The organism is Chryseobacterium sp. BGA-UO-ETr-SB22 (genome assembly GCF_059567885.1).
In genome coordinates, this window is sequence record NZ_JCAQOV010000005.1 from 1,995,362 (window position 1) to 2,020,390 (window position 25,029).

Annotated in this window: 18 protein-coding genes and 1 pseudogene; 8 read left to right on the plus strand and 11 right to left on the minus strand. The window is 29.9% G+C overall.

Going from position 1 to position 25,029, the window contains the following annotated elements; translation table 11 throughout:
* Nucleotides 1-137 precede the first annotated feature (137 nt).
* From AC57AW_RS16435 to AC57AW_RS16445, 3 genes and pseudogenes are all read left to right on the plus strand, one after another.
* Nucleotides 138-3,869, plus strand: coding sequence for an nSTAND3 domain-containing NTPase (locus AC57AW_RS16435; protein ID WP_496352745.1), 3,732 nt, complete (start codon nt 138-140; stop codon nt 3,867-3,869).
* Between the two features lie 38 nt (nt 3,870-3,907).
* Nucleotides 3,908-4,387: a hypothetical protein gene (locus tag AC57AW_RS16440; RefSeq protein WP_496352746.1), complete on the plus strand. Its 480-nt coding sequence runs from the start codon at nt 3,908-3,910 to the stop codon at nt 4,385-4,387.
* Nucleotides 4,388-4,906: 519 nt separating this feature from the next.
* Nucleotides 4,907-5,008, plus strand: a pseudogene (locus AC57AW_RS16445) (hypothetical protein); the annotation flags it as partial.
* A gap of 64 nt (nt 5,009-5,072) precedes the next feature.
* Here AC57AW_RS16445 and AC57AW_RS16450 read toward each other — a convergent pair.
* The 3 genes from AC57AW_RS16450 to AC57AW_RS16460 all read right to left on the minus strand — a co-directional run bounded on the left by AC57AW_RS16450 (nt 5,073) and on the right by AC57AW_RS16460 (nt 8,095).
* Nucleotides 5,073-5,375: a helix-turn-helix domain-containing protein gene (locus AC57AW_RS16450; RefSeq protein WP_496352747.1), complete on the minus strand. Its 303-nt coding sequence runs from the start codon at nt 5,373-5,375 to the stop codon at nt 5,073-5,075.
* Nucleotides 5,376-5,537: 162 nt separating this feature from the next.
* Entirely contained in the window at nt 5,538-6,386 is an 849-nt protein-coding gene (locus tag AC57AW_RS16455) for an RteC domain-containing protein (RefSeq protein ID WP_496352748.1), read from the minus strand.
* Between the two features lie 38 nt (nt 6,387-6,424).
* Nucleotides 6,425-8,095: a helix-turn-helix domain-containing protein gene (locus AC57AW_RS16460; protein ID WP_496352749.1), complete on the minus strand. Its 1,671-nt coding sequence runs from the start codon at nt 8,093-8,095 to the stop codon at nt 6,425-6,427.
* Nucleotides 8,096-8,390: 295 nt separating this feature from the next.
* Here AC57AW_RS16460 and AC57AW_RS16465 point away from each other — a divergent pair, with 295 nt between their 5' ends.
* The 3 genes from AC57AW_RS16465 (at nt 8,391) to AC57AW_RS16475 (ending at nt 10,606) form a co-directional block, all read left to right on the plus strand.
* A complete protein-coding gene (locus AC57AW_RS16465; protein ID WP_496352750.1) occupies nt 8,391-8,618 on the plus strand; it encodes a hypothetical protein in 228 nt (75 codons plus the stop codon).
* Between the two features lie 179 nt (nt 8,619-8,797).
* Nucleotides 8,798-10,279, plus strand: a complete 1,482-nt coding sequence (locus AC57AW_RS16470; RefSeq protein ID WP_496352751.1) for a MauE/DoxX family redox-associated membrane protein — start codon at nt 8,798-8,800, stop codon at nt 10,277-10,279.
* A 48-nt stretch (nt 10,280-10,327) separates the two neighbouring features.
* Nucleotides 10,328-10,606: a DUF6520 family protein gene (locus AC57AW_RS16475; RefSeq protein WP_496352752.1), complete on the plus strand. Its 279-nt coding sequence runs from the start codon at nt 10,328-10,330 to the stop codon at nt 10,604-10,606.
* A 29-nt stretch (nt 10,607-10,635) separates the two neighbouring features.
* On the opposite strand, the gene AC57AW_RS16480 is transcribed toward AC57AW_RS16475, so the two are convergent.
* The 3 genes from AC57AW_RS16480 to AC57AW_RS16490 are packed head-to-tail and all read right to left on the minus strand — an operon-like array spanning nt 10,636 to nt 17,487.
* The gene (locus tag AC57AW_RS16480) at nt 10,636-13,074 is read right to left on the minus strand and encodes an alpha/beta hydrolase family protein (protein WP_496352753.1); all 2,439 of its coding nucleotides are present in this window, start codon (nt 13,072-13,074) and stop codon (nt 10,636-10,638) included.
* On the minus strand, nt 13,074-14,462 hold the full coding sequence (locus AC57AW_RS16485; RefSeq protein ID WP_209784094.1) for a RagB/SusD family nutrient uptake outer membrane protein: 1,389 nt from the start codon (nt 14,460-14,462) through the stop codon (nt 13,074-13,076). The genes AC57AW_RS16480 and AC57AW_RS16485 overlap by 1 nt, the downstream gene beginning before the upstream one ends.
* 10 nt (nt 14,463-14,472) lie before the next feature.
* A complete protein-coding gene (locus tag AC57AW_RS16490; RefSeq protein ID WP_496352754.1) occupies nt 14,473-17,487 on the minus strand; it encodes a SusC/RagA family TonB-linked outer membrane protein in 3,015 nt (1,004 codons plus the stop codon).
* Between the two features lie 651 nt (nt 17,488-18,138).
* Here AC57AW_RS16490 and AC57AW_RS16495 point away from each other — a divergent pair.
* Nucleotides 18,139-18,435 carry a hypothetical protein gene (locus AC57AW_RS16495; protein WP_209784092.1) on the plus strand — a complete coding sequence of 99 codons (297 nt, stop codon included), beginning with the start codon at nt 18,139-18,141 and terminating at the stop codon, nt 18,433-18,435.
* Nucleotides 18,436-18,536: 101 nt separating this feature from the next.
* On the opposite strand, the gene AC57AW_RS16500 is transcribed toward AC57AW_RS16495, so the two are convergent.
* From AC57AW_RS16500 to AC57AW_RS16520, 5 genes are read right to left on the minus strand one after another with little or no spacing between them, the layout of a single operon-like run.
* Nucleotides 18,537-19,652 carry a response regulator gene (locus tag AC57AW_RS16500; protein WP_209784090.1) on the minus strand — a complete coding sequence of 372 codons (1,116 nt, stop codon included), beginning with the start codon at nt 19,650-19,652 and terminating at the stop codon, nt 18,537-18,539.
* Nucleotides 19,649-20,374, minus strand: coding sequence for a hypothetical protein (locus AC57AW_RS16505; RefSeq protein WP_209784089.1), 726 nt, complete (start codon nt 20,372-20,374; stop codon nt 19,649-19,651). Before AC57AW_RS16505 ends, AC57AW_RS16500 begins: the two co-directional genes overlap by 4 nt.
* Nucleotides 20,371-20,958, minus strand: a complete 588-nt coding sequence (locus tag AC57AW_RS16510; RefSeq protein WP_209784088.1) for a hypothetical protein — start codon at nt 20,956-20,958, stop codon at nt 20,371-20,373. The genes AC57AW_RS16505 and AC57AW_RS16510 overlap by 4 nt, the downstream gene beginning before the upstream one ends.
* On the minus strand, nt 20,955-22,217 hold the full coding sequence (locus tag AC57AW_RS16515; RefSeq protein WP_496352755.1) for a hypothetical protein: 1,263 nt from the start codon (nt 22,215-22,217) through the stop codon (nt 20,955-20,957). The genes AC57AW_RS16510 and AC57AW_RS16515 overlap by 4 nt, the downstream gene beginning before the upstream one ends.
* Nucleotides 22,218-22,235: 18 nt before the next feature.
* Nucleotides 22,236-23,435: a reverse transcriptase domain-containing protein gene (locus AC57AW_RS16520; protein ID WP_490465414.1), complete on the minus strand. Its 1,200-nt coding sequence runs from the start codon at nt 23,433-23,435 to the stop codon at nt 22,236-22,238.
* 515 nt (nt 23,436-23,950) lie between these two features.
* Between AC57AW_RS16520 and AC57AW_RS16525 the strand changes: the two genes are divergently transcribed.
* The gene (locus AC57AW_RS16525) at nt 23,951-24,910 is read left to right on the plus strand and encodes a restriction endonuclease (RefSeq protein WP_209784084.1); all 960 of its coding nucleotides are present in this window, start codon (nt 23,951-23,953) and stop codon (nt 24,908-24,910) included.
* Nucleotides 24,911-25,029: the final 119 nt, after the last annotated feature.

The following is a 25,029-nucleotide window of genomic DNA, read 5'->3' on the forward strand; positions in this document are numbered from 1 at the left end:
ATACTTTAATGATCTTTCTTAGGTGGCCTCACAAAAATATTTCTCTGCAAGCCAAACTAAAGTATATTATTATCAAAATTTTTACATTTGATTTCTAAATTTGCTAAATTCCCTAGCAATTATCAAATTTAAACCTAATGAGCAGGCTACAGTCGATCGAAAATGCGTTAAAAGAAATCAACGAAACTGTATTTCAAGAACTTTGTGACAGTTTTCTTCTGAGAAAAAATCAAAAATATAGAGCCTTTTCAAGAACGGGAAGCCAGCTGGGTAAACAAAAAACAATCAAAGGAACCCCTGACACTTTATTGCTTCTTCCAAATGGAAAATATCTTTTTGTAGAATATTCAACAAACATTTCAGAAGGGGTCAATAAATTGATAAAAGATATTTCGAATTGTATCGATCATTCCAAAACTACAATTAGTCCTGAAAAAATAGAAGAAATTATTTTATGTGTAAACTTTAAACTGAAGACGAATGAAATTGAAAAGTTAAGCAAAGTTCTTGAGCACACAAATATCAACCTCACGGTTAACACTTTAGATTCGTTAGCTATGGAACTCCACTTGCAGCATAGAGATCTGGCTAGCCGCTACCTTGGTATTATGTTAGATACTGGACAGATTGTATCAATGGATGTATTCATAAATGAATACAATAAAGCTTCTAAAAGTATAGCAACTCCTCTAGATAACCCATTCTTACATCGAGAATCAGAGCTGCACTCACTGAAAACCGATTTATTAAGGCATGACTTTATTATTTTAACTGGAGCTCCGGGTGTTGGTAAAACAAAATTAGTATTAGAAAGCATCAAAAACTTTGTTAAGGAAAATCCCTCATACCAATCTTTCTGTATTTCTTATAAGCATCATTCATTATTAGACGATTTAAATCAGTATTTTAATGGTGACAAAGACTATATACTTTTTGTAGATGATGCAAATCGAATTGATGCTTTTAACCAAATCTTAGGTTTTAATAGAGTCATAAGAAAGGGGAATTTAAAAATTATTTGCACAGTCCGCGACTACGCTTATGAAAATCTTAAACTTCTATGTACTGACTTTTTACCTCACATATTACATCTACAAAAATTAAGTGATGAACAAATCACAGATATTATTAAAACTGAACCTTTTAATATTACGAACCACGATTATCTATACACTATCGTTAACATTGCTAATGGAAACCCAAGAATCGCAATAATGGCAACACAGTTGGCAGTTGCTAATAAAGATATTAATGTGTTAAATGATATTTCTGGGTTGTTTGAAATGTATTTTGGCACATTTATAAAAGACAATAGAGAGTTCTCGAATGATTTTAACATTAAATGCTTAGGCATAATAGCCTTCTTTCACACAATTCCTTTTCATGATAGAGAAATAACAGAATCAATCCTCAATCATTTTAATATCGATTATTCAGATTTTTTTCATGCTATAGAAAAACTTGACAGATTAGAACTCGTCGAGATCCAACATAATCATGTCAAAATAGCTGAACAAAATCTTGCGATTTATTTTTTTTATAGAACATTTGTAAAAGACAAGTTATTATCTTTTGAAATTTTGGTTGACAACTACTTTGAATCTCATCAAAAAAGGTTTGATGAAAATGTAATATCTGCTAACAATATGTTTAATCATAATCAAGTAAAGCAGAAATTATATGATTCACTAGTTAAATACTGGAATAAAGTTAAAAACACTGAAGAGGAAAAAGCGATAAATTTTTTGTCCTCTTTTTGGTTTTATCTTCAAAATCAAACCCTTGAATATATCTACCTAACACTTCAACCACTGCAAAATCTTGAACTAGATCAATATAATGTAAGCTATGAACCAAATGATTTTGTATACAATCAAAATAAAATAATAAAGCTTCTTGGTCATTTTTTTCGTAATACACATTATCTTAAAGAATCTTTAGAATTAGGTTTCGAGTATGCTAAAAAGAAACCACAACACCTTTCTGAGCTTATTCACAAAATAGTAGAGGTAATTGGTTTTGATAGAGAGGATGAATCAATTGATTTTTTAAGACAGAGTATCCTTTTTGAACTCCTGATTGAAAACGTACAAAAAAATAAAACCATTTTTGCTGCAGCGTTTTTTGAGTTGTCAAAAACATTTTTAAAAATTGAATTTACATCTCATGGATTTCATAAGAATATTGTTACCAGTCATATCTACCGTACACCAAATGATAAGAAAATACAAGACCTTAGAGAAAGTATATGGAGTACATTTAATCAGTATTTCAGTCGTTATCCTAAACCAGCCTTAAGCTTACTACTAAATTTTGAAGAGCCTTATCCTGGTATATCAAAAGATTTGATGACGTTTGATATGCCCTTTGTTATTCAAATTATTGAACAACATTTGCGATCAGAGTCATTTGTAGATTGTAGGTATGTTCAAAATCAAGTCAGATTATGGAAAAAACATAAAATCAAGAATGATGCATTCAGTAAACTATTGAATAAATACACTAATGATATTTACAAAGCATATCTAAAATTAGACTGGGACAGAATTAGAGACAAGGAAAGATATGATTACGAAGATTATCGCGAATATGATCGATTAAAAGAAAAAGAAATTCGATCTTCATTTGTATTTTGTAATGTATCAGAAGTAACTAAGTTTTATAATACTTTCAAATATTTAAAAGATCAAGCAGCAAATGACTACGAATATGATAAATCTTTGGATTTTGTGGTCGATGAAAACTACAAACATAGTAAAGAGCTCGGCCTTGCTCTTTTAGTGGAAGTTATTAAAGATGATAACTCAGAAGGTTACATACCAATAAAGATTTTTCAAAATAATCTTAAAAATGAAAAAGAGAGCGTTTCTCTTTGGAATGTAATAACCAAAGAGAAATATCTACATCAAGCATCTTGGGAATTATCTTACTTCTATTATTTAGATGATTCATTGATTAACAATTTCTACGTTAAAAAACTTATTAATAGTATTAGAAAGATAAATGAGAGAACCAACATCTACTTTGAATACTTGCACAAGTTTTTGAGAATAGACTCTACAATTTTCCACAAGCTTTTAAATATTATTACAGTGAAAAACGAGTCAGAAAACGTGGAAATTATACTTGACACAGACTTTCTTGAAGAAAGTCTGGAGTTAATAAATAATGATTTAGAATTAGTCAAAAAGCTATTTATTCAGCAAAGTAAAATTCATAGGCTTTATGATTATAATGGTAAAATATTTTTGAACATTCTGCAACATGATACACGCTTTCTCACCGATTTCACTGACTACTTTTATAAAGATGATAATAACAAGAATTCAGGAAATAATAAAAAACTAAAGCTTATATGGCAAATTAAAGATATTGAGTACTCATTATCTAAGACCTTAGACCATTTCGCTTCTAAAGAAAGCTATCTTATTGCAATTGGAAAACATGATTGCAATGTATTTTTTGAGAATATAGATATCCTACATCGTGAAAGAGCTGCTACTTTTTTGAGAAAGTATTGTATTGATAATTATGAAAATCCCGATTGTATGAATCTGTTGATTAATATTGTCAGACATTCATTCCAAGAATTATTTGAGCAAATAATCTTGTTATTCCTAACCTTTACACAAGATGTAAAGTTATTTGAAAAGATATACTGGATAGGTAATGGAGGGTCCGTAGTAAGAGGTGATGTAATATTTGGGGACATCAACGCTGCCGAATGGAGAAATATATTATCCATCGTGGGAAGGTCATCTTTAAGTATCCCTCTGCTTCCTATTAAACGTCATATAAATGATAAAATCGATCATCATCTTGAATATGCAGAGTGGGAAAGAAAAAGAAGTTTTTTGGGAAGACATTAGTGGTAAAATTATTCTAGATAGAATTATTACCTTTGATTATGACAGATCCAATCAGACCATTCTTACTAAAAACGGTTGAAGAAGTAATATTATTAGCACCTAAGCCTTACTGGGCAGTCAATGAAAACATTTCTTCTATACAAGCTTCCGATTTACATCCGGAAGAGGGTATTTTTAAAATACATTTTACCAGAACCGACGAATTGATTAAAAATTCAGATTTTAAAGAGGTAAATATGACATCGTTATTCCTCCCTGAAAATATTAAAAGTAATAATAATCATAGAGTATATAGAATCATACAACATTGGGTCAATAGAGAATATCTTGATCCACCAAAAATACATTTCAACGCATTTGAGAAAAAAATTGAATTCGAAGATGGTCGTCATCGAGCTAAAACTGCTTATTTTTTAGGATATAAAATAATTCCTGTTGCGATACATTTCGAAGATGTTGCCGCTGTTGGAAATCTAATTAAACTATTCGACAATGCTGTTCTCAAACAGGGTATATAAGAGAATAGGTCAAGTCTCAAAAGTATTAAAGAGATTATAGAAGGAATGGTAATAGATCAGTATATTTAGAATGAATTGTAGGAGATGTAAAAATGGACTGCTAGAACAATATTATGAAACAGAGTTTCATAATATTGTTCTATGTAAAGAATGCCAATATCAAAAAATTGTTAGGTTTGATGAATGTTGTCGTGATCCGTACAAATTGTTGTAAATGACAGTTCATTTTCTCCAAATTTCAGGCTTTATGATCAATGTAAAAATTGTGGAGGAACCAAGAGAAATTTCCCTTTAAAATATACAAAAGACATTGAAATCCGTGGAGAATTTTACTTGGATTATTATGATCAATGGAGAAATAATATAAGTAATGATAAGAATCTTGCCTATGAATCAGTGTCATATTCAAATTACTTATCATCTCCGCGAGGAAAGTATCATGAATATTTAGAATCACAAGAATGAAAATTAAAAAGAAAACAAGTTTTTGACCGAGATAATAATCTTTGTCAACGATGTAGGAAAGAACCTGCTTTACATGTTCATCATTTAACTTATGACAATATTTTTAAGGAAAAATTAGAAGATTTACTGTCGGTATGTCCAGAATGTCATTCTTAGATACACTATGAAGAGCTTTTGTCAAAAATTGAAAATCTAAAAAATAATCGTAAAATTTAAAAACTCATAAGTCATTGCCTTTCCTTGAAGATTTAAAGCTGTTTCTAATTAATTGATGAACATCTGAAAGCTTATAGTAAAGCTTACCGCTGATAGTGTAGTATGATAACCTTTCTTCTGAACGATATCGCTGGAGAGTCCTGGAACTGATTTTTAGTAACTGTAGAACATCTTGATTATCTAATAATTGTTCTCCATCAATACTCCGTAATCCATTTTGATTTTCTTTTACTTTTTCACTTAAGATATCGAATCTTGTCATAATTCTGTCCATCCATGAAAGAAATTCTGCTTTATCAATATTCATGATTTTTGTTTTATGGTTACGACAAAGTTTTAAAAAAAATATAAGAATCTCTCGGTAGTTCTTCGTACTACCGAAAGATTTTCTCTGAAAGATAATAAATAGAGAGATTGTCTTTCTAAAAAAATTTACTATAAAAAATAAGTATCATTTTTATAGCTTTTTTTAATCGTCTTCTAATAGCTTATTACTTAAATTTTCGTTTAAAAGTTGTAAAAATTTGTTTTTATTAGTTTTCCGATTTCTGATTTCATGCAATGTTTTGTAGAAATTTCCAAGATCAATATTTAGGGTTTTCTCGGTATACCTAACAATTTCAGAAAACTCAATGTTTCCACCATTAAAAGCATGTGAACTGTATAAAGCATAAAGAAGTTCAACCAATGAGGACTTTGAAGAAGACCATGATAGAATTAGCTTGTCTTCCGTTGTTTTAAAAGTATATCCATCAATATTAGTGATTGCTTTCAGTAGATATTTTTCAAGTAAATCGTTGGCTATGATCTGTGATACTATATGATCATGAGAAGTTGCAAACTTTTCATCGTAGTCATAAAGCCCAGTTTCAAGCTTTGTTTTAAGATCAAACTGATTCCTCACAAAGTATTTGTTGTCAAGAAAAGTTGCTTTGCGACGATAATATTCATAAAAATCAGTGTATTGATCATAAAAAGTTTTAAGGGTCAGAAGTTCACATTCAAAATATTCTTTAAGTACGGTTTTTCCTGCATTAGGAATTGCCACTTCTATTGAAAGTAATTTAGAATAATAAATGAACTTAGAAATAAATTGAGGCTTAATTATTTTAAAGAAATAAATTTCTTCGGCAAGGGCTTCAAATTTGTACCCAGCTAATAAAGTTTTAATTTCCCTAACAGGAATATCAATTTCCATTAATGCTGTTTCGCACAAATCAATTTTCTCATTTTCAAACTTTGATTCAATGAGATTCAGTTTTTTTTCTAAAGCACTTAATTTTATTTTACATTGTTTAATAAATAAGTTGTTATCCATATTTTTTATTAAAAAATACGAATTAAATAGGAAGCTGGCTACTCACTACGATTCATCTGGATTTTTTCCACAAATTCAACTGGATTAACACCTACAACTTCTATAAATATTTTAGAAAAATTAGATCTATTCGTAAATCCACATTCTTTTGCTATGGTTTCTATTGAATACTTCCTCCATTCGTTGTTTGATGTGAGCATTTGTTTAGCATACTCCACTCTTAAAAGATTAATATATGTATTGAAATTTGAACCTTTGTATTCATTAATAATACCAGATAAGTAAGTCGTATTCGTTTTTAATCTTTTAGCAAGTTGATTTTGTGTTAACCCCTTTTCTAAATAGAATTTATTTCCCTCCATGATTTCTAATTTATTCAATATATCATTTACAACTTTATCCGTGAGCTTAGATAGCTTCTGTGGTAATTTATCTTTCTCATAAAGGTATAGTGGATCAATTGATGAAGCTTTTTTATTTTCAGTATTTGTTTTTTTTCGTTTGAGTTGGTAATATTTAGCACCTGAAAATAAAATACATGTCGTTATTGTAGCTCCGGCTAAAATATAACCAAACAATGATGATGACTCTAATTTTTCTTTTGAACGAATTAAATCCTCTGTGTCATACCCCTTATAAATTTTTCCTGATAAATATTTGAAATCTGTAGATAGTATTTTATCAAAACTTAAAAGTTGCTTAGTGTAATAGAGTTCATCTTCGGCATTTTTTGTATCTCTACAATAATCTATAAGTAATTCATAAGCTTCCCTGACTCCCGGTAAAACAAATCTGTGTTCTACAAATATAGAATCTATTTTCTTCAAATTGACATATCCTTCTCCTACTTGATTATTTCTCAGAAAAATTTTCCCTTTCAGAAAGTAAATTAGTGAAGTATTTGTAAAGTCCCGTTTTTTCTCTATTCCTATTAAGGCAATATTAAAATCGGACAATGCCGTTTTATCATTTTTTTTAATAAAATTTAAGACTCCTCTTAATTTATAAAAATAGCTTCTTTCTATATCAAAATTCAAGTCATTTGCAGATTCTCTCATCCCTTCTTCAATAAGTTCTGATACCTCTGTTAATTTATTTTGATGGAATAAGCAAATAGCCATTTGATTAACACTGTTTAAATAGCCTTTTTTAGTATTATATTTTAAATTGGGTAAATTATCATTAAGTTTATATACCAGATAATATGATCTACATTTTGAAAAAATTTGAAATGCTTCTTCATAATACCCTAAGTAACTCTTTACCAATCCAATATGATATAAATTCTTATAATGTAAATATGAATTATTGGAATTTTTCAGATATCCCCATGCTCTAAGATATTCATCAAGGGCTTTTTGATATTTTCTGTAAGTAAAATAATAAACACTTCCTTTTGTCAAATATGCATTTCCAATAACATCAAGATTTTTTGATTGCTGAGCTGCCCATATTATACTGTCTGCATATAGAAGTTTTTTATTTTCTGAAAAGCTTGTTGCATCTCGATAAGCCTGAGATAATTCTTTGAAATTATTTTCAGCTTTAGCTTGCTTAATATATAAATCAACAAATTCCAATCCTCTCTCATCATTCTCTGCAAAATTATCGTAAGCCGCTCTTAATTTCTCGAAATCAGTTGCCTTGAAAAAAACACAAAAAAAAAGCAGAATGATTGACATTCTATTCAAGCCAAAAATAGTTTTCATAGTAAATTATTATTATCTGGTAATTCTGACATAAAATTAAGCAAAATGAACAGAGCTTAAAGTAATTTCCAAAAGCAGGGAATTAAAAAACCTTATAAAAGATATTTAATAGCTGAATATCAGAACATTGCTATATAAAAACAGTCTGACCTGATTTATAAAAAAAGCATTTTCAGTTTATAAATCAGGTCTTTAAACTTTTTTTTTCGAAGGTTTAGCTCTCTAATTTCGCTTCAGAATTCTAACAGTAACACCTAACACCGGCCGGGATTAATCAACTTTTAAATCCCAAATCATGAACATTAAAACAATCTATATTCTCGCAACTATTTTATTAGTCATTACTGCACAGTCATGTCAATCAGAAGAAATTCTAGATCACAATGAAATCCCAAAACTTGCAACAGAGGAAAATCATTATACAATTTCTTCGAAATCAGACAGCACCAGTCAAGAGAAAGAAATAGAGATTACAGAAACCGATCCACCTAAAGATCGGGACAATTGGAAAGTATCTAATTAGTTTACTTATGGATAATAAAGAAACAATTATTCAGTCAGGTACAGAATGTCCTATTAGCGGTATGTGGAAAGTAATTGGTAAATACACTACAACCATGCTTATACTTCAAAAAAACAAGATGCCCTATTATGGCGGAATGAAAGTATCATGGATATTATTATATAAATGTTAATATTGATATGAAAAACATAACAAAACTAATAATCAATGCAGCTGTATATTTTTTTATTTTGCTTTTTATATACGCTAGTGTAAGCAAAATATTGGATTTTGAAAATTTTCAGATTCAAATTGCTCAATCACCTTTGCTTAGTACATATGCAGGAACAATATCATATCTGGTCATTATATTAGAACTGATTATTGTTGCAGCACTTATTTTTCAAAAAAGCAGATTAATCGGACTATATGCTTCATTAGGTATTATGTCTGCTTTTACCGTTTATATTTATTTAATTCTTGAATACAGTGAATTTGTACCCTGTTCCTGTGGAGGAATTCTTGAAAATATGAATTGGAGACAGCATTTGTATTTTAATATAGTTTGTGTATTGGTCTTAATTATTACCGTTATTCTTGTTGAGACTAGTAGAAAAATAAAGCTATTATATTATACTTTTTTAATTTTTACAATCATCATCTTAAGCTCTTTCAGTGTATTTATGTTATACCTTCAATCAGAAAAGCAGCTAAGAATAAATAATAATTTTACACGTAGATATATCCCCCATGCGATAGAAAATGAAGTATCACTTGATCTCAAATATAACTCTTTTTACTTTGCCGGGCAGGATGATAGTAATGTTTATTTAGGAAATAGCACAGCTCCTTTAAACATTACGATTGTAAGAAAAGACCTTAAGGGTTTTTCAAAATTTAGAATTCCTTTAAACACAAAGACTCATCCTTTTAAAAGCCTTAAAGTGATTTGGCAATCTCCAAATTATTATATCTATGATGGGACTGTACCAATTATTTATAGAGGAAGCTTAGAGAAAACCGATTCATTGCGTATTGTAAGTTTTGATGAAATGTATTTTGATCAACTGCATGCAACTTCAAATAATTCTTTTTTATTTAGATCACAGAGTTCAAAATACAAAACCTTTATCATTGGAGATTACAACAATCATCTAATGAATCTTCATTATGATCTTCTTGGAACAGAAAATAAAGGTTACATAGAAAATGATGGATTACTTATATCCGATTTAGAAAACAAATCTTTTGTTTATGTATATTATTATAAAAATGAATTTATTTCATTTAGCAATACATTAGGTAAGCATAACAAATTTAGATTAATCAGCTTCAAAAAGGAGCAAAGTATGGAAACTTTTAAGCTTTCTGATGGAACTACGAAAATCAAAAATCCTTTACAGCAGTCCGTAAAAAATGCAATCATTTCAGATAAGCTTTTGTTTATTAATTCAAATTCCAAAGCAATTCATGACGGAATTTTGCAATGGAACAAAGCAAACATCATTGATATTTATAAGACGGATCAGCAGTATTATTCCGGAAGTTTTTTGGTACCGAATCGCCATGGTGAAAAACTGAAGGATATGTTTATTGATGGTAAGTACTTATACATTTTAATTGGAAATGAAATTGTCAAGTATCATTTTGCGCAACCGATACTTGAACAGCTTCACAGGTAATGCCGAAAACCTGAATTAATTGTAGGCACATCTTAATACTTTATTATTATGAAAAATCTTAAAACCATTCTAGTTCCCGTAGCCATTTTAGTATTTGGTGTCGGAAGTGCTTTTGCTACTAATAAGGCAAAAACAGAAAAAAAAGTAAGTGAAACAGCCTATTACTTTGATGCATCAGCTCCTAATGAGAAATGTATCTTTGTAGGAGAAGTTGATTGCAACCCTACCAGCGGACCCGTTTGTACCGAGTTGATTGGTGGTTCACCCAAAGTTATGCAGCAGTTCTTAAGTGAAACTGAATGCGGAGTAACACTGCACAGAAATTAAAAAAGAAGGATGCCTGTGGGCATCCTTTTTTAATTAATCCATTCTGCTTTTCTTTCTCCTTTCAAATAATAACCGAACCATTGTAAAACTTTATCATGAAGATCTTTAGCCGCACTTTTAGAAACAATGGTATGTCCTTCGTCTGGATAAACCAAGACTGTTGCATTTTTATTATTTCTTTTTAGTCCTATATAAAATTCCATGATTTGTCCCCATTCTATATTTAAATCCTTTTTTCCTGTCCATAATAGAATTGGTTTTGACACGTTTTCAACATAATATATTGGATTATTTTTGAAATATAGATCTTTGTTTTTTACAAACGGAGTATTCATTTCATATTGTCCATTTTCAAACTGCCAGTAAAAAGGGCTAACAAAATATTCATTTAGTGAGAAATAAGATCTAACAATATCGCTATTACCAGCCCCTGACACATACGTTGCGAATCGATTTGAATGCGTCGCAATAAAATTGGTAATATATCCCCCATGCGAATGTCCAGTTAAGCCCATCTTACTAAAGTCAATCAACTGATTATTTTTCAAAGCATCTATTGATTTATTAACACAATCCAATGCTGCAATTCCAGTTCCTTTTTTATCAAAAACAATATCCGGCATATAGACAAAATATCCTTTTTCAATAAGCCTCCTGATGCTGAACCCCACATCTACACTGTTTTCTAAAAAAAGAGGATATTCATTAATTTTATCGCTCTGAATTTGATAAACATGTACTACCATAGGGTACTTCTTTCCTGCTTCAACCTCTAAAGGATAATATAAAATACCTTTGAGCTCTACCCCTTCCCTATTTTTGTATTTAATAGTTTCCACTTTCATTTTTGATTGATCCTTATCGTTAGCATTAGATTGAAAAAGTACTTTTTTAGGGGATGCTCTACTTAAATCAATAATCCGTTTGGGTATATTATAATTTTCTTCACTAAATAAATAAGCATTTTTTGCCTTATCTGTCTTCTGATAAATCATTTTAGATGTGGTAAAATCAGTTATTTGATAATACTTGTCAGCATATTTTTCAAATATAGATTTTGTAAAACTCGCTTCGTCATTCACTTCGAATATATAGTTAAGTTCGTTAATAACTTTAGAATAAAATGAAAGCTCAAAAGGATAATTGGCAAAGTTTGATTTATTCTTAAAATCTAAAATTTTACAACTGCCTTTATTATTTGTGAACACTTGCTTAATTTTACTTACTTTACTATTATATTTCCATATACCTGTAGGGCCATCAAAGTAAACATTATTCTCGTCTGTAAAATAAGCGTTCTCAAAGTTCAGATTTTCTACATATTTATATTTCATTGTATTCACATCCAGCAATTTCCATTTTCGTCCATCCCTATAAATAAGATAGTTACCATCAGGAGAATAATTGACGTTTGATCTTATTGTATCAATATAATCATATTGATCACTTGATGCATTATAACGATACACTATTGCAGGTACTTTTTTAGCTCTATAGTCCTGTAATTCAGAAAAACTAAAAGCTAAAAAATAAGTCTTATTGCCAATATCCACTACCCTGTTTAACTTGTCCGTTCCCATTACCTTGACGTTTTGTTCTACTGGTGACCAGAGAAACTTTGTTGTTTCGGACTTTTTAAATTTCTCAATAAGGTTATTGTCAGATGTTAACCAGATTTCCGGTGTTTCAGTTGATTTTTTATCTTTAGCTTTTTCGGCATTAATCACAATTCTTCCGTCGGCTCTCTGATACGCTGTTGCCGAATTAAACTGTAGTGGCTGAATCTCTGAAAACTTATATTCCAATTGATGGTTCGTATTATAATATATAATATCATTCAACTGATTCTTCTGTTTTTTTAATATTAAAAATGAATTAACCTGTGCCCCCACAAGGTTTGAAATCTGATCTCTTGAGGAATACAGTTTATTTTTTTTCCTTTGACTCCATTGTATTAGGTGAAATTTATTATTCTCTTTAATCTGCAGATAAATACGGTTGTTTACGTAGAAGACATTGATAACATTATGAATACGATCTATCATTTCTTCTCTGCTTAGATCATATATCAGTAGGTTGTCTGAGGTTTTTAGAACAACTAAATTTTCATGTTCTATTGTACCAATGCTTTCGCAAGCGGGTAAAATCTTATTCTTGCCACTGAGATAATCAAAAATTTCTGTTTGATTATCATATTTTAAAATCAGCTTATCTTCGCTCCATTTATGATCCAAAACCTTTATTTTACAGTATTGTCTGTCTGGATTTGATCGATTTATTATGAAAAGACTGTCACTGTTGTTATCATACATTTTAAAAAACGCTATCCATTTCCCTTCTTTTGATGTACTTTTCAAATGAATATCATAGGCTTTATTTTGTTCTGTATAGGGAATAGAATCTTTTTCCGTTTGTGTATATGCCCATTGATATATACACATTAATAGGAATATCATCAACTTTTCCATCAGTACCCCGGATTTTGCGGATTAAGATTAGGGTTAATGACCATTTCTTTTTCAGGAATTGGAAATGCACTATGAAAACTTTTCCAGTTTGGTTTAGATAAAGCAAGAATATCGATTTTTTTTAAACGCTTAAGATCAAAAAAACGATGTCCCATTTCAGCAAAAAACTCATATCTGGACTCATCCAAAATTTTGTTAATCATTTCCTGTTTTGAAAGACCTATTGGTAAAGGATTCAATCCTGCTCTTTGCCTAATTTTATCTACTATTATTTTAGCTTCCAATATTTTATTTTGATTCACTAAACTCTCAGCATATAATAAATACACTTCTTCGATTCTAAATATTACTGAATTTTCAGTGGTATTAGAATTTGCGGGATTTCTATACTTCATGGGACGGAAATAGGTTTTTTGATTGATTACAATTGGAAGCATCCAAGCTGTTTTTCGTAGATCACCTAGTTCAAAGGAATTCACTAAAGCATCCGATAATGAAAAAGATGTTGGTATGCTTGTCGTAAAATTATAGAGAAGATATTCTTTGGTAGCATCTGTTGAATTTGCAGGTTTTAGCTGCCATAAAATATGTTTCCCTGTTTTCGTGAAAACTTTACTCAAATCTGTCTCCCAGACATATAAAGGAGACTGCGTAATTTGAAAAAGCAGATTTTCTGCTTGATTCCATTTTTCCTGACTTAAAAATACCTTTGCTAATAGAAGTTCTGCCACCTTTCGATTGACATAAATTCTTTCCTGATTCGCATATTGATCGTTCAAACCATTTAATACTGTTTGAAGATCACTTTCAAGATTTGACATGAGTTGAATCTTGCTTATTTTCTTTAGCTGGCTATTGTATTGGTAATCCGTAGTGTCCGTATATGGCACTTCATCAAAAATTTGTGATAGGTTATAATATAGCAGAGACCGTATGACAGTTGCCTCACCTATTAAACGGTCTTTATTTACTTGAGAAATTGAAGAAGATTCTTTAACCCCTTTGATAATTGAATTTGCGTAATAGATGTGTTTATAAGCTTTCGACCACAAATTATAAACAATGGTGTTGCTTGGAATTTGTACGTTGTTATATACATCGACTAACCCATTTTGAATATAAGGGGCGTAGCAGGTAAGATCGTCTGTATATGTTCCAAGAATAGCTGCAGAACCAGTAACATCACCTGAAATCATTGAAGAGCTCCATAATTCGGCATATAAACCTGCTAAAGCTGCATTTGCAGACGATACATCTGAGAATACTTCAGACGTTCCTATTTGATTTGTGGGTAGGTCTGTGTCAATAAATTTTTCACATGAAAAAAAGCAAGTCATCCCAATACCCAATGACAGACACTTAATTATATTTATAATAGTCTTTTTCATTTTGTAAGATTTAAAAGTTAATTTGAGTTCCAATAGACCATGTTCTTAAGGGTGGCAAGAAGCCTGTTGTTACAAATTCCGGATCTAGTCCAAAATATTTTGTCCACGTTAAAACATTCTGCCCTTGAACATATAGAATAACCTCTGTGGTAGCAGCATTATTGAAAGGGATTCTATAATTAAGCTGAACGTTCTTCAGTCTAATAAATGATGCATCACCTACTGTTGCGGTACTTCGCATGAAATTGGCATGAGCGGCATTCTTTCCCGCATTAACTCCGGTGGAAAAAGGCATATAGTACCCCGTTGGATTAGCTTCAGACCATACGTTCGAAACTACCTGAGCCTGATTATTCATCGTTCCTGCAACAGGCATATAACTATGATAATTGTAATTTCTTTGTTTTGTAAATTGAAATAAAAACGATAAATCCCAATTCTTATATCTCAACCTGTTTGACCATCCACCATAAAACTTAACCGCTAAATCTTCGATGCTTTTATTATCGTCAGGAGATGAAATTTTGCCGTCTCCATTGACATCGGCAAATGAATAAAGCCCTGTATTAGGATTGATTCCTATAAAATTATAGAGTTTAACAATAGATGTACTAGAACCTATGACATATTGATTGGCATAGGTAGAGCCTTCAAGTCCCGGAAATGCCAATAAGCGGTTTCGAGGTATGGTCAGATTGAAATCTGATTGCCATGAAAACGTTTTTATCTTCACTAGTAAGGTTCTGAATTCAAACTCCCAACCTGTGTTTTCAACGGTTGCAGCTAAATTTGCCTGAACGGAAGTAAATCCAGTTGTTGCAGGCAAAGGCAATCCTACTAGCTGGTTATCTGATCTATTTCTAAACCAAGAGATGTTAAGCCCTATTATATCTTTAAAAAATGAGGTTTCAAGAGCAAATTCAAGCTTTTTTGTTTTTTCCCAGCTAAAATTTCCATTGAACAATCTGGTTGGAACAAGCCCCACTACTCCATTATAAATGCTTGATGACGCTACAGAATATGTATCACGATATTGAGCATCTCCAATATTATCACTGCCAGCTATTCCATAGCTCCCTCTTATTTTACCAAAGCTCAGCCATTTTTTACTATTCAAAAAATTTTCTTTTGAAAATAGCCATGCTGCTCCCACGGCTCCAAAATTTGCAAATCTATTATTCGGTCCAAAGCGGCTGGAACCGTCTCTTCTTGCTGTGAAATTAATAATATACTTATTATCCAGCTGATAATTTACCCTTCCAAAAACAGCAACATATTTGTAGTCTGTTGAAATAATATCAGAAAATATCTTTGTTTTTGCTGCATTGACATTCATCATAAGTGCATTACTTTCGAATCCGGAACCTTGAATAGAAGATTGTTTAGATTCAGATGAATTGATCGTAGTTCCAACTAATACATTTAATTTGTTTCTTCCCCATTTATAATCTGCTGTCAATTGAGGTTCTACATTATATGAAAATGAAGAAAAACTACTTGTAAAGGTACTTGACCCGTTGGCACTTGTAAAATTAAAAGCAGGATTATACCTTGTATGAGGTCTTAAGTTAAATTCCTCAAAATTCTGATAATTAAACCCAGAATTAATACTGAAACTTATATTAGGAAAAATCTGATAAGAAATATTCAGACTGTTATTAATCTGTTTTGTATCATTCTGATACGTAACAACCGAGGAAGCCATCGGATTGGTAAAAGTATTGTTTTGCCAGTTTAATGAACCGTCTGCATTATATAATGCTGGAGCATTAGGACTTAAAAAGATGCTTGTAGTTGTTAAATCTTCATTGATCACATTATTAAATTGCTGTGAAAAATTGTTTGACAGCGCAATATTTAATTTTTTATCCTTTGACCTATGAGTGAACCCCATTGATAAGGTATTATTTTTATATTGATAGTCTGCAGGATAGACAGTTGTTTGCTCATTATGTGTGACATTAACACGATATGTCCAACCGTCTGAGCCTCCTGATAAACCTACACTGGTATTAGAAGTTGTGGCAGTTTTACCAATAAGTGTTTTTTGCCAATCAGTGTGACGATTTTCGTCCCAAGCTCCATTTACATCATATGCCGTTGTTGGATATACAGAAATGTTATCATTTGCAAATGCTGATTTACGCATGGCACTATATTCTGAAGTATTCATCATTTTCAGATGAGATGCGACATTACTGAAAGCCAAACTTGAATTGATGCTAATAGTAGACTTATTTTTACTTCCTTTTTTTGTAGTAATTAAGATTACTCCATTAGCTCCTCTGCTCCCATAAATTGCCGTTGCATCTGCATCCTTTAAAATTTCAAGACTTTCAATATCATTGGGATTTAGGCTATTTAATGGATTAATATTTCTGAAAGGAAGTATTTGAGAAGAAAAGGTAGAGGTCATTGACGTAGACATTGGAACACCATCCAGAACATATAGCGGTTGATTTCCATCTACAGCACTATTGGATAATGTTCTTAAACTGTTCCTTCCTCTGATTTGTACATCATAGCCTCCGCCTGCAATACCCGAATTTTGGGTAATACTTACTCCTGCCATTCTTCCTTGTGCTGCAGATAGTGCATTATTGACAGGTTGATTTCCGAGGTCTTTTGCGGTTACTTTGGCAATACTTCCTGTACTCTCCTTTTCCTTTACCTTATAATATCCTGCATTAATAGTAACTTCTTCAATCTCCTTTTCCTGCCCTCCCAACGTAATATTCATTACATTACGATTTCCCGACACCACTTTACGATCAGGATAATCCGGATGTCTGAACACAAGAACTGCTTTGGCTCCTGCGATTTGAATTTGGTAGTACCCTTTGTCATTTGTAATTGCGACGGACTCACTACCTTGTTGAAATACCGATACCCCCTGTAACGGCTTATTATTCTCTGTGACAGTACCTGATATGGTACGCACCTGCCCTATTGCTACGCTGGAAGCGAGCAATGTGAAGCCAAAAGCCATTTGAAGATGACTCAGGCCGCAAAAGTTTTTTTTCATACTTTTGAATACGTTTAATTAAATTAAGCTCACGGCTCTTTCCTGCACAGTCTAATGCCAATAAACTATCATGCGGAAAGGGCTTTCTTTTTTCTATGGTTACTCTACACTTTCTGTTTCTTGTATGTTTTTTTAGGTTCCTGATCGTAAATTTATGCCTGGGAGGAAGCATTCTAGTAATAAAAACACTCCCTACCCAAAGCATATCATAAAAATTAATATGAATGAAATTTGTGTTCTCTGAAAGCTGCAAAGCCTCAATGGGTTGTACACCCCATTGTAACGTGTCGTAGATACTCTATGTTGGTAAGCAGCTTAGAAATAGAATAATGTAGAAAAGCAGAACAGCATCAGAAAATAAAACGGCATGGTACTCTACATTATCCGCCCTGAGGTACTGGTATACCCTACATACAGATAAGAGAGCCCACGCCTAGGTCGTGAGCCTTTTACTTATCCTCTCGTATGTTAAAAATTACCAGTTTTCGGGCGAGATTCAAAGCAATAGCTTCTATTATTTATTTTGAAGTATCGCAAAGTTACATTTATTGTAACTTATTTTACAAATATAATAAAAAAAAACAAATCATTCGCTATAGCGAACAGTAAATTTCATTTTAATCATTTTTTTTGATAAAGATTATTATCAAAATGCAGAGTAAAGAAGTTTTAAATAAAAAAAATACATTAGTAAATAAGCATTTATGCAATTTTATTGAGGGTAAATTTCTACGTGAGTACCATGACCAAGACGGCAAAATTATTTCACAAAATAAATATGCAAAGCTCTGTGGAATAACATCTTCGACAATTTCGAAGCTAAAACAATCTGAAGGTTATGATGTTCCAATGTCAACGATATACAATATACTTCGACATGAGCGCTATACATTAGAAATTTTTTTTAAAGAATTTGAAAATGATAAAGGTATTAATATACCCGATTAGACTATTCGAAGATATTTTTAGTCTTTTAAAATTACTGTTTTTTTGACTTTATTACTTCCTGGAAAATGAATAAAGCCAAGATAAAAGCTTGAAACTTTAATTTAAATTTCATTTGATAAAATATCTGTAACAAATGTCAATATTTTGACATTCATTTTGTAGGTATCATTAGAGTCCTGAATTATTAATTTCTTACTGAAAATATTATCTAATGAACTATGTATATAATCGATATTATTTCGAAAATTATTAAGACTGCTGAAGCTAATTAAATGCCTATTTCTTAAATTACTATTTACTAAAAAGTAAGCATAAATTAGTGAATAAATTTGATCACTCAAATTAACCTTTCCAGTTAGATATTGACTCTCATATGATATCATTTGTATTTTGTTATTATGGACATAATTTATTTTGCATTCTACTTCTGAAAGATTTTCTATAAATTTTTCTCCATTTTTAAAAATCCAATTGCCTAAAAATTCATAACTCCTATTGGTTCTATTATAATACCATGTCATATTTGAATCAGTGAAGGCTTTGGACACTTCTTCTAAAATAGACCAAAAAATAATAAATGATAATGAATCATTATTGGAAAGCAAAATATTTTTTTCAACCTTTGTTTGTTTTGAAAACAACTGAGCATAGCCTAATTTTAATTTATCAATAATTCGTTGTTTAATATTTTGATCCTTGGAATTTGTATTAAAGTACTGATGATTTTCTAGGATAATAATAATGGAAGTGCATAATTCCCAAATTTCTTTTCTTTTTTTTCCCTCTTCGTTTAATATCAAAAAGTTTTTCTGTAAATTTTCTAAATTTTGTTTGGAAAACTCTTTATTAAAAATAAAATTTGGATGTTCTTTGATGTAATATTCATCTATTCCATATTGTCTAAATGAGTCTATATTCCATATCTTATTTGAGGCAGTAATCAATATTATGGGAGTTGAAAAATTTTTATTGAGAAAATCTTTTCTTATTTCATTTAATAACATAAAGCCTGAATAATTTTTTATTTCAGTACTCTTATGATCATCTTCTGTAAGTCTTACATCTAAAAAAATCAAATCATATTTATCATTAAGTTTATTTAGTGCTTCATCATAAGTAACTGAAAAGTCTAAATTTCCAACATTTTTAATAATGGCTTTTTCAATTATACTTTTCCATCCCCTTTCTGCTAGATCATCAATAAGTAAATATCTCATCCTCTCCTTCTTTTTGTTGGTGGTAATTCAATTTTGCCTAAAACTTTAATTTTTGGCAGTTTATCTGCATAGCTTTTCTGCTTCTCTATCTGTTCAGCTGAGACTGAATCAAAGAGACTATTTTTAGCAATTAACCATTTAAAATATAATTTATTAAATTTACTTTGATTAAAACCTTCTATATCATTTATCTCTATGCCCGCATTTCTAGCTATCTGAAAAATTCCCCATTCGTTTGCAATACTATGATCGTCAAAATAATCGTCCGGAATTTTTAAACTTAAATTATTTATTTGATGAAACCATTCTTCTTCATTAATTATAGAATTATTTTTAAGATTAATTTCAAACTCTTTATTTGAATAAGCCATCAAATTAACCTCGGAAAATTTAATAATATCAAAACATTCATTGTTTAGCAATTCTGATAAATTCGATACCCCATAAATAAAAATGTTCGATAATTTTGATTCTGACTGGCAAAATTTCAAATACATTGCTATTCTTAAACCAACTTGATCCGTATAAGAGCCGAATGGAGCTAAGGGAATAAAAATATTATCATACTTCTCGTCAAAAAAAAACTTCCTAACAATCTCATTTACAATATAAAAATCAAGATCACTAGATTGAGAATATATTAAAATTTCAAATTTAACTGAATGGTCATCAATCAATCTCACGGCTTGGTATCGATCAGAATACAGAATAAGATTCTTCATTTTATTAACATGAATTTTAATTTTCCTACATTTTGAACCTCTCTTAACATAGACATAATTTCTTCATTAAAAAATGTTTTTTTCTGTAATTCATAAATTTCGTTCTCATTTAAATCATATCCGTCATCAAATTTAAACAAATAATTATCAATTATATTTTTAATATTTAGCCATTCTTCGATTTCATAATTTATACCGTATGCAAGTATTCGAAGATTTTCACTATCAGTTTTAATATAAACTTCAAGATTTTGATATAACTTGCTAACAGGTATTTGCAATGATTTTTCTGAATATTCTGTTACACTAAATGATCCACCAAACGTTACTAATCGAATGCCCCGTTTCTTAACTCTTTCCTTAAACTCAAATAAAGACTTATCAGTCAGATCAAGGTTTTTAAAAAAAGAATCATGAAGTAAAATTATATTACTAGAATCGCCTAGCAAAACATCAGAACTAATTTCTTTCAAATTTTTAAAATTGTTTACAAGAATTATTTCACTTGAATATTGATTAAACTTTTCATCTAACCATCCATATTTTTCTTGTCTATTTTTTTTTTCGTCAAGTAAATAAATCATAATTTTAGCCCTAAATCAAACTTAAGTTTATATAAAATCCCATCAACTGGGTTTGGCAATTTTTCAAATACTTCAAAACCGGTAATTTCTTTATTTTCGCGAAGAATAATGTCATTTTGTATTACAATTCCTTTCGTCCAAATAGGGATTTTATAACTACTTCCATCTTTAAGATCAGTGAAAATTTCTAGATCACATAAGCCATTGCAAAGTTTCATTAAGCTTTTGGTATGTTTACCAAATCTAAATGTATAATTATCAGAATTCATTTTACTCGATTTATTAAAAATAAAAAATTCTGCATATCCATCATTTACTGTAAAAGTAAATTCAACATTTGGTATATTTTGTAAAGAATGTTTGTCAATAATTAAAAAAAGAATTTTTCTAATAATCTGTTTAACTTTTTCAACGTCTGTAAAGAGTTCTATTGTGTCATTAACATTATCAAAATTCGTTTCTATTTTCTCATAAAACTTGTTAATGGGTTCAAATAAAATTGCCTTTATAATTCCAACTAAAGAATTAGATTCTCTGATATGAATCTCATTTTTAAAAGTGTAGACTATATCTTTAAATATTAAATCTTTAAACCTATAACCTTCATATCCTAAATCAACTGCTGGGGTAGGAACTTTATTTGGATTGTCTTGACACCATTTTAATAGTTTTCTGTCCGACCAATTCATACTATTTCCATGTTCGCCCCATTTATTTCCTCCATTTATATAACTTTTTATTTTTGCATGTAAATCTTTGGAAATTGTGATTTTTGAAATTCCACTGTATTTAGTTTTATATTTGCTATCCTTAACTGTTAAAACATCGAAGACTTCTTTTATTTTTGTAAGATGCTTTTCAAAACTGTAATTTGCCTGAAGGCTATTCTCTAGATCTGAAAGATCTGATGAATCAATATCATGAGTTAAAAATTTAGTATAATTATTATTATTCAATAATCTTAGAAATCGAGGAATATTCTTTAGGTCAATGTAATAAATAGTTTCTTCTCTAATTTCTTCTTTTTCAGCGTAAGAAGTAATATTAGAATTTTCTTTCTTATTACTTATAATATTTGTAACAGTTTTGCCTTTTTGTATAATATCTTCAATTATTTTCAATCGAAAATCTATATCTTTTAACACACCAACCTCTTTTTTAAATTCCTTTTCTGCTAATATTAAAATACGCTCTTTCTGTTGAAAAGTGAGTTTTTTATTTAAAAGCATGTCTCTAATAAAATTATATTTATTCTGCATTCGACAAAATTTGAATTACTATCTATAATAATATTCTATTGCTTTCTCAATACTTTCGAATTCCCACAAATCTAAGATTTTATTCATTTTAGCATTTCTTATTGATAGCCTATTAAAGCGTTCCCGCAAACTTTGATATGTAGAATTACTTTCTCCTTTTATCATCTTCAAATAATTTAATTTGCCATCAATAACATTTTCCATAAAAACTGGAGTGGAACCAATGTATTTTGTAAAACCTTTTTCTTTTATATAGCTATTTATAAACAGGTGATAAGCTTTTTCTGCTCCATATTTTTCCCACATGCTTAACCATAGACGTATTAATTTTATATAATTCTTTGTTACATTTACTTTTTCATTTACTACGATCCCAGTAACTTTTTGCCTAACATTTCTTTTTTGCAGTCTTGTTTTTTTTTCTTTTATGCGAAAATATTGTTCTCCAATAATTTTCTCCACTTCATTACGAAAGATACTTTTTTCTTGATATACATTATGCATCGAACTAAAAGTTATATCATCAGCATAACGACTATAAGTAACATTAAATCTTTTTGCTACACCCGTTAATTTATAGTCTAATCTTTCACAAATTATATTAGTCAATATTGGAGATAATGGAGATCCTTGGGGTAATACTTTTTTTTTAATTTTAAGCAATTTACCGTTAACCTCTTCCTCTAAATCAATTTCTTCGCATGCTATCCATCCTATATAATTACCTATAATCTCTCTACCATTATCCTTGTTCAAGTTAAATGGAGGATAATTGAATCTCTTTAATATCCTTCCAATTTCAATACTTGAAAAAAAATCTTGGAGGTCAAGGTTAAATACATAATTATTTTTGCAATGTATTTTAGCATTATCTAAAATTGATCTTCCATAGATAAATCCATATGATGCATGGTGTGGTATAAAAATACTATGAAAAATAAGATTTAAACATTTCAGTAAAACTTTAAGTTCCGAACTAGGTGCATGAATTATTCTAGTACTTCCATCCTTTTTTTTTATTTCAAAATAATGATAACGATTTTGTGAATTTTGATTTGCAAATCTTTTTAATTTTTCTTCATCTATAAAATTTGACTCGTCAGAAAATAGTATACTATAGCAATGATTTAAAAGATTGCAAAATTCTTTTAAATCACTCATTTTTTCAAATTTTTCTTTAATTTTTACTTTATCTTCAGAACTAATATACTTGTTCATATCATAAACTTAAAAGTTATTGAAACCCGTTTGTTTTTCTTTATTTTATTTAAGATAGCCAAAAAGCATAATTGATAATCATCATATAAATGTTAGTTAACAAAATTCATATAAAATTTAAGATAATTTATAAATAGTAAAAGTTAAATTAATATAAAAATATTATCGTATATATATATGTGCTGCTAACTAATCCATTAATTTATTCCAATAAATTGGAATACCTACAAAAAACAGTAGGCGTAGTCAAAATTTAAACGGGCTTCAATTAACTTAATTTCTATACCAAAATAATAATGAATTTTGGATAATAAAAATATTAGCACAAATTTACTAGAAAAATAATAAATTCAATATAGAAGATTATGATGTAGCGAAATTTTTAGAAAGCTACTTGTTACTTGCAGCTGATAAAAATACTTCGAAAAAAACTAATAAGAAGAGTTTACTTTAAAAGATAATATAAGTTAATTTATTTAATCTATTGCGTAATTTTGATAATTAACTTATATACCATGAGCCCCACCAAAAAAGATGAATTAATCCGAGACATTCTTGTTTTAGAAAACTCTACAATAAGCCCTAAAGACGATCGAGAAATTTGCTTTACATTTCACCAAGTTATTTCAAAACTTCTATCAAATGATGGTTTTACAACCATACTTAATCCTAGCCCTGACACAAGTAAATTTGATTTCATGTGCACAAAGCAAGATTCTCGAGATAGAATATGTATTTCTCTTCAAAATACTGCTAAAAGCGTTAATCAAGACCGTGTACATGAGAGAGTTTCGTTTGCTTTCAACTTTCCTTATGACCGTCTTATTTTATTTGCGCCTCAGGGATTTACTACAGCATGTTATAATTTTCTAAATATCACCGAACCTTTAAAAGTTGAACTATTAACCTTAGATGACTTGAAATCCTGGGCATCTAAAATAGAAATAGAGTCTGAGCTAAATACCCATGAATATGAAGACATCATCAAAATTGTAAGTAAAACTTTCATCGAAAAAATAGCGGAAGATCCAAACTTCTTGTTAAAAATAGAATGGAGAGAATTCGAGAAAACAATAGCTGAGTTGTTTGAAGGGTTGGCATTTAATGTTACACTTACACCACCAAGCAAAGATGGAGGTAAGGATATTATTCTGGAGATCATCAAAGAAGGAATACCTCGGAAGTATATTGTTGAGGTTAAACACTGGAAATCCAAACAACTGGTAGGTCAGAAATCTGTAAAAGAATTTTTAAAAGTAATTTGCAACGAAAAGAGAGAAAGCGGTTTGTTTTTGTCAACATATGGCTTTACTTCAAATGCCTTCGAAGGTTTAACAGAGTTAGACAGAAAAAAGATCAAGTTTGGAAATGAAGAAAAGATCGTTTCGTTATGCAAAACTTACTTAAAAGTTAAATCGGGAATTTGGACACCTCTACAGGATTTGCAAGAAGTGCTTTTTGAACAAACTCATTAAAATCTGCTGAAGAAATTTTCAAAATAAAGAGCTAAATTGTATTTACTAATAATTTCGATAATAAGTTTTTCATTTGGTTTCTCATTACGTTATTGTGTTAATCGTAGCAAATTCAATCG

Bases quoted from the DNA above. Each gene is read 5' to 3' on its own strand.
- AC57AW_RS16510 (WP_209784088.1), bottom strand. From the start codon at position 20,958: ATGATTTATTTACTTGACGAAAAAAAAAATAGACAAGAAAAATATGGA.
- AC57AW_RS16465 (WP_496352750.1), top strand. From the start codon at position 8,391: ATGAACATTAAAACAATCTATATTCTCGCAACTATTTTATTAGTCATT.
- AC57AW_RS16480 (WP_496352753.1), bottom strand. From the start codon at position 13,074: ATGGAAAAGTTGATGATATTCCTATTAATGTGTATATATCAATGGGCA.
- AC57AW_RS16515 (WP_496352755.1), bottom strand. From the start codon at position 22,217: ATGCAGAATAAATATAATTTTATTAGAGACATGCTTTTAAATAAAAAA.
- AC57AW_RS16490 (WP_496352754.1), bottom strand. From the start codon at position 17,487: ATGAAAAAAAACTTTTGCGGCCTGAGTCATCTTCAAATGGCTTTTGGC.
- AC57AW_RS16485 (WP_209784094.1), bottom strand. From the start codon at position 14,462: ATGAAAAAGACTATTATAAATATAATTAAGTGTCTGTCATTGGGTATT.
- AC57AW_RS16520 (WP_490465414.1), bottom strand. From the start codon at position 23,435: ATGAACAAGTATATTAGTTCTGAAGATAAAGTAAAAATTAAAGAAAAA.
- AC57AW_RS16505 (WP_209784089.1), bottom strand. From the start codon at position 20,374: ATGAAGAATCTTATTCTGTATTCTGATCGATACCAAGCCGTGAGATTG.
- AC57AW_RS16525 (WP_209784084.1), top strand. From the start codon at position 23,951: ATGAGCCCCACCAAAAAAGATGAATTAATCCGAGACATTCTTGTTTTA.
- AC57AW_RS16455 (WP_496352748.1), bottom strand. From the start codon at position 6,386: ATGGATAACAACTTATTTATTAAACAATGTAAAATAAAATTAAGTGCT.
- AC57AW_RS16440 (WP_496352746.1), top strand. From the start codon at position 3,908: ATGACAGATCCAATCAGACCATTCTTACTAAAAACGGTTGAAGAAGTA.
- AC57AW_RS16450 (WP_496352747.1), bottom strand. From the start codon at position 5,375: ATGAATATTGATAAAGCAGAATTTCTTTCATGGATGGACAGAATTATG.
- AC57AW_RS16475 (WP_496352752.1), top strand. From the start codon at position 10,328: ATGAAAAATCTTAAAACCATTCTAGTTCCCGTAGCCATTTTAGTATTT.
- AC57AW_RS16435 (WP_496352745.1), top strand. From the start codon at position 138: ATGAGCAGGCTACAGTCGATCGAAAATGCGTTAAAAGAAATCAACGAA.
- AC57AW_RS16460 (WP_496352749.1), bottom strand. From the start codon at position 8,095: ATGAAAACTATTTTTGGCTTGAATAGAATGTCAATCATTCTGCTTTTT.
- AC57AW_RS16470 (WP_496352751.1), top strand. From the start codon at position 8,798: ATGAAAAACATAACAAAACTAATAATCAATGCAGCTGTATATTTTTTT.
- AC57AW_RS16500 (WP_209784090.1), bottom strand. From the start codon at position 19,652: ATGAGATATTTACTTATTGATGATCTAGCAGAAAGGGGATGGAAAAGT.
- AC57AW_RS16495 (WP_209784092.1), top strand. From the start codon at position 18,139: ATGCAGAGTAAAGAAGTTTTAAATAAAAAAAATACATTAGTAAATAAG.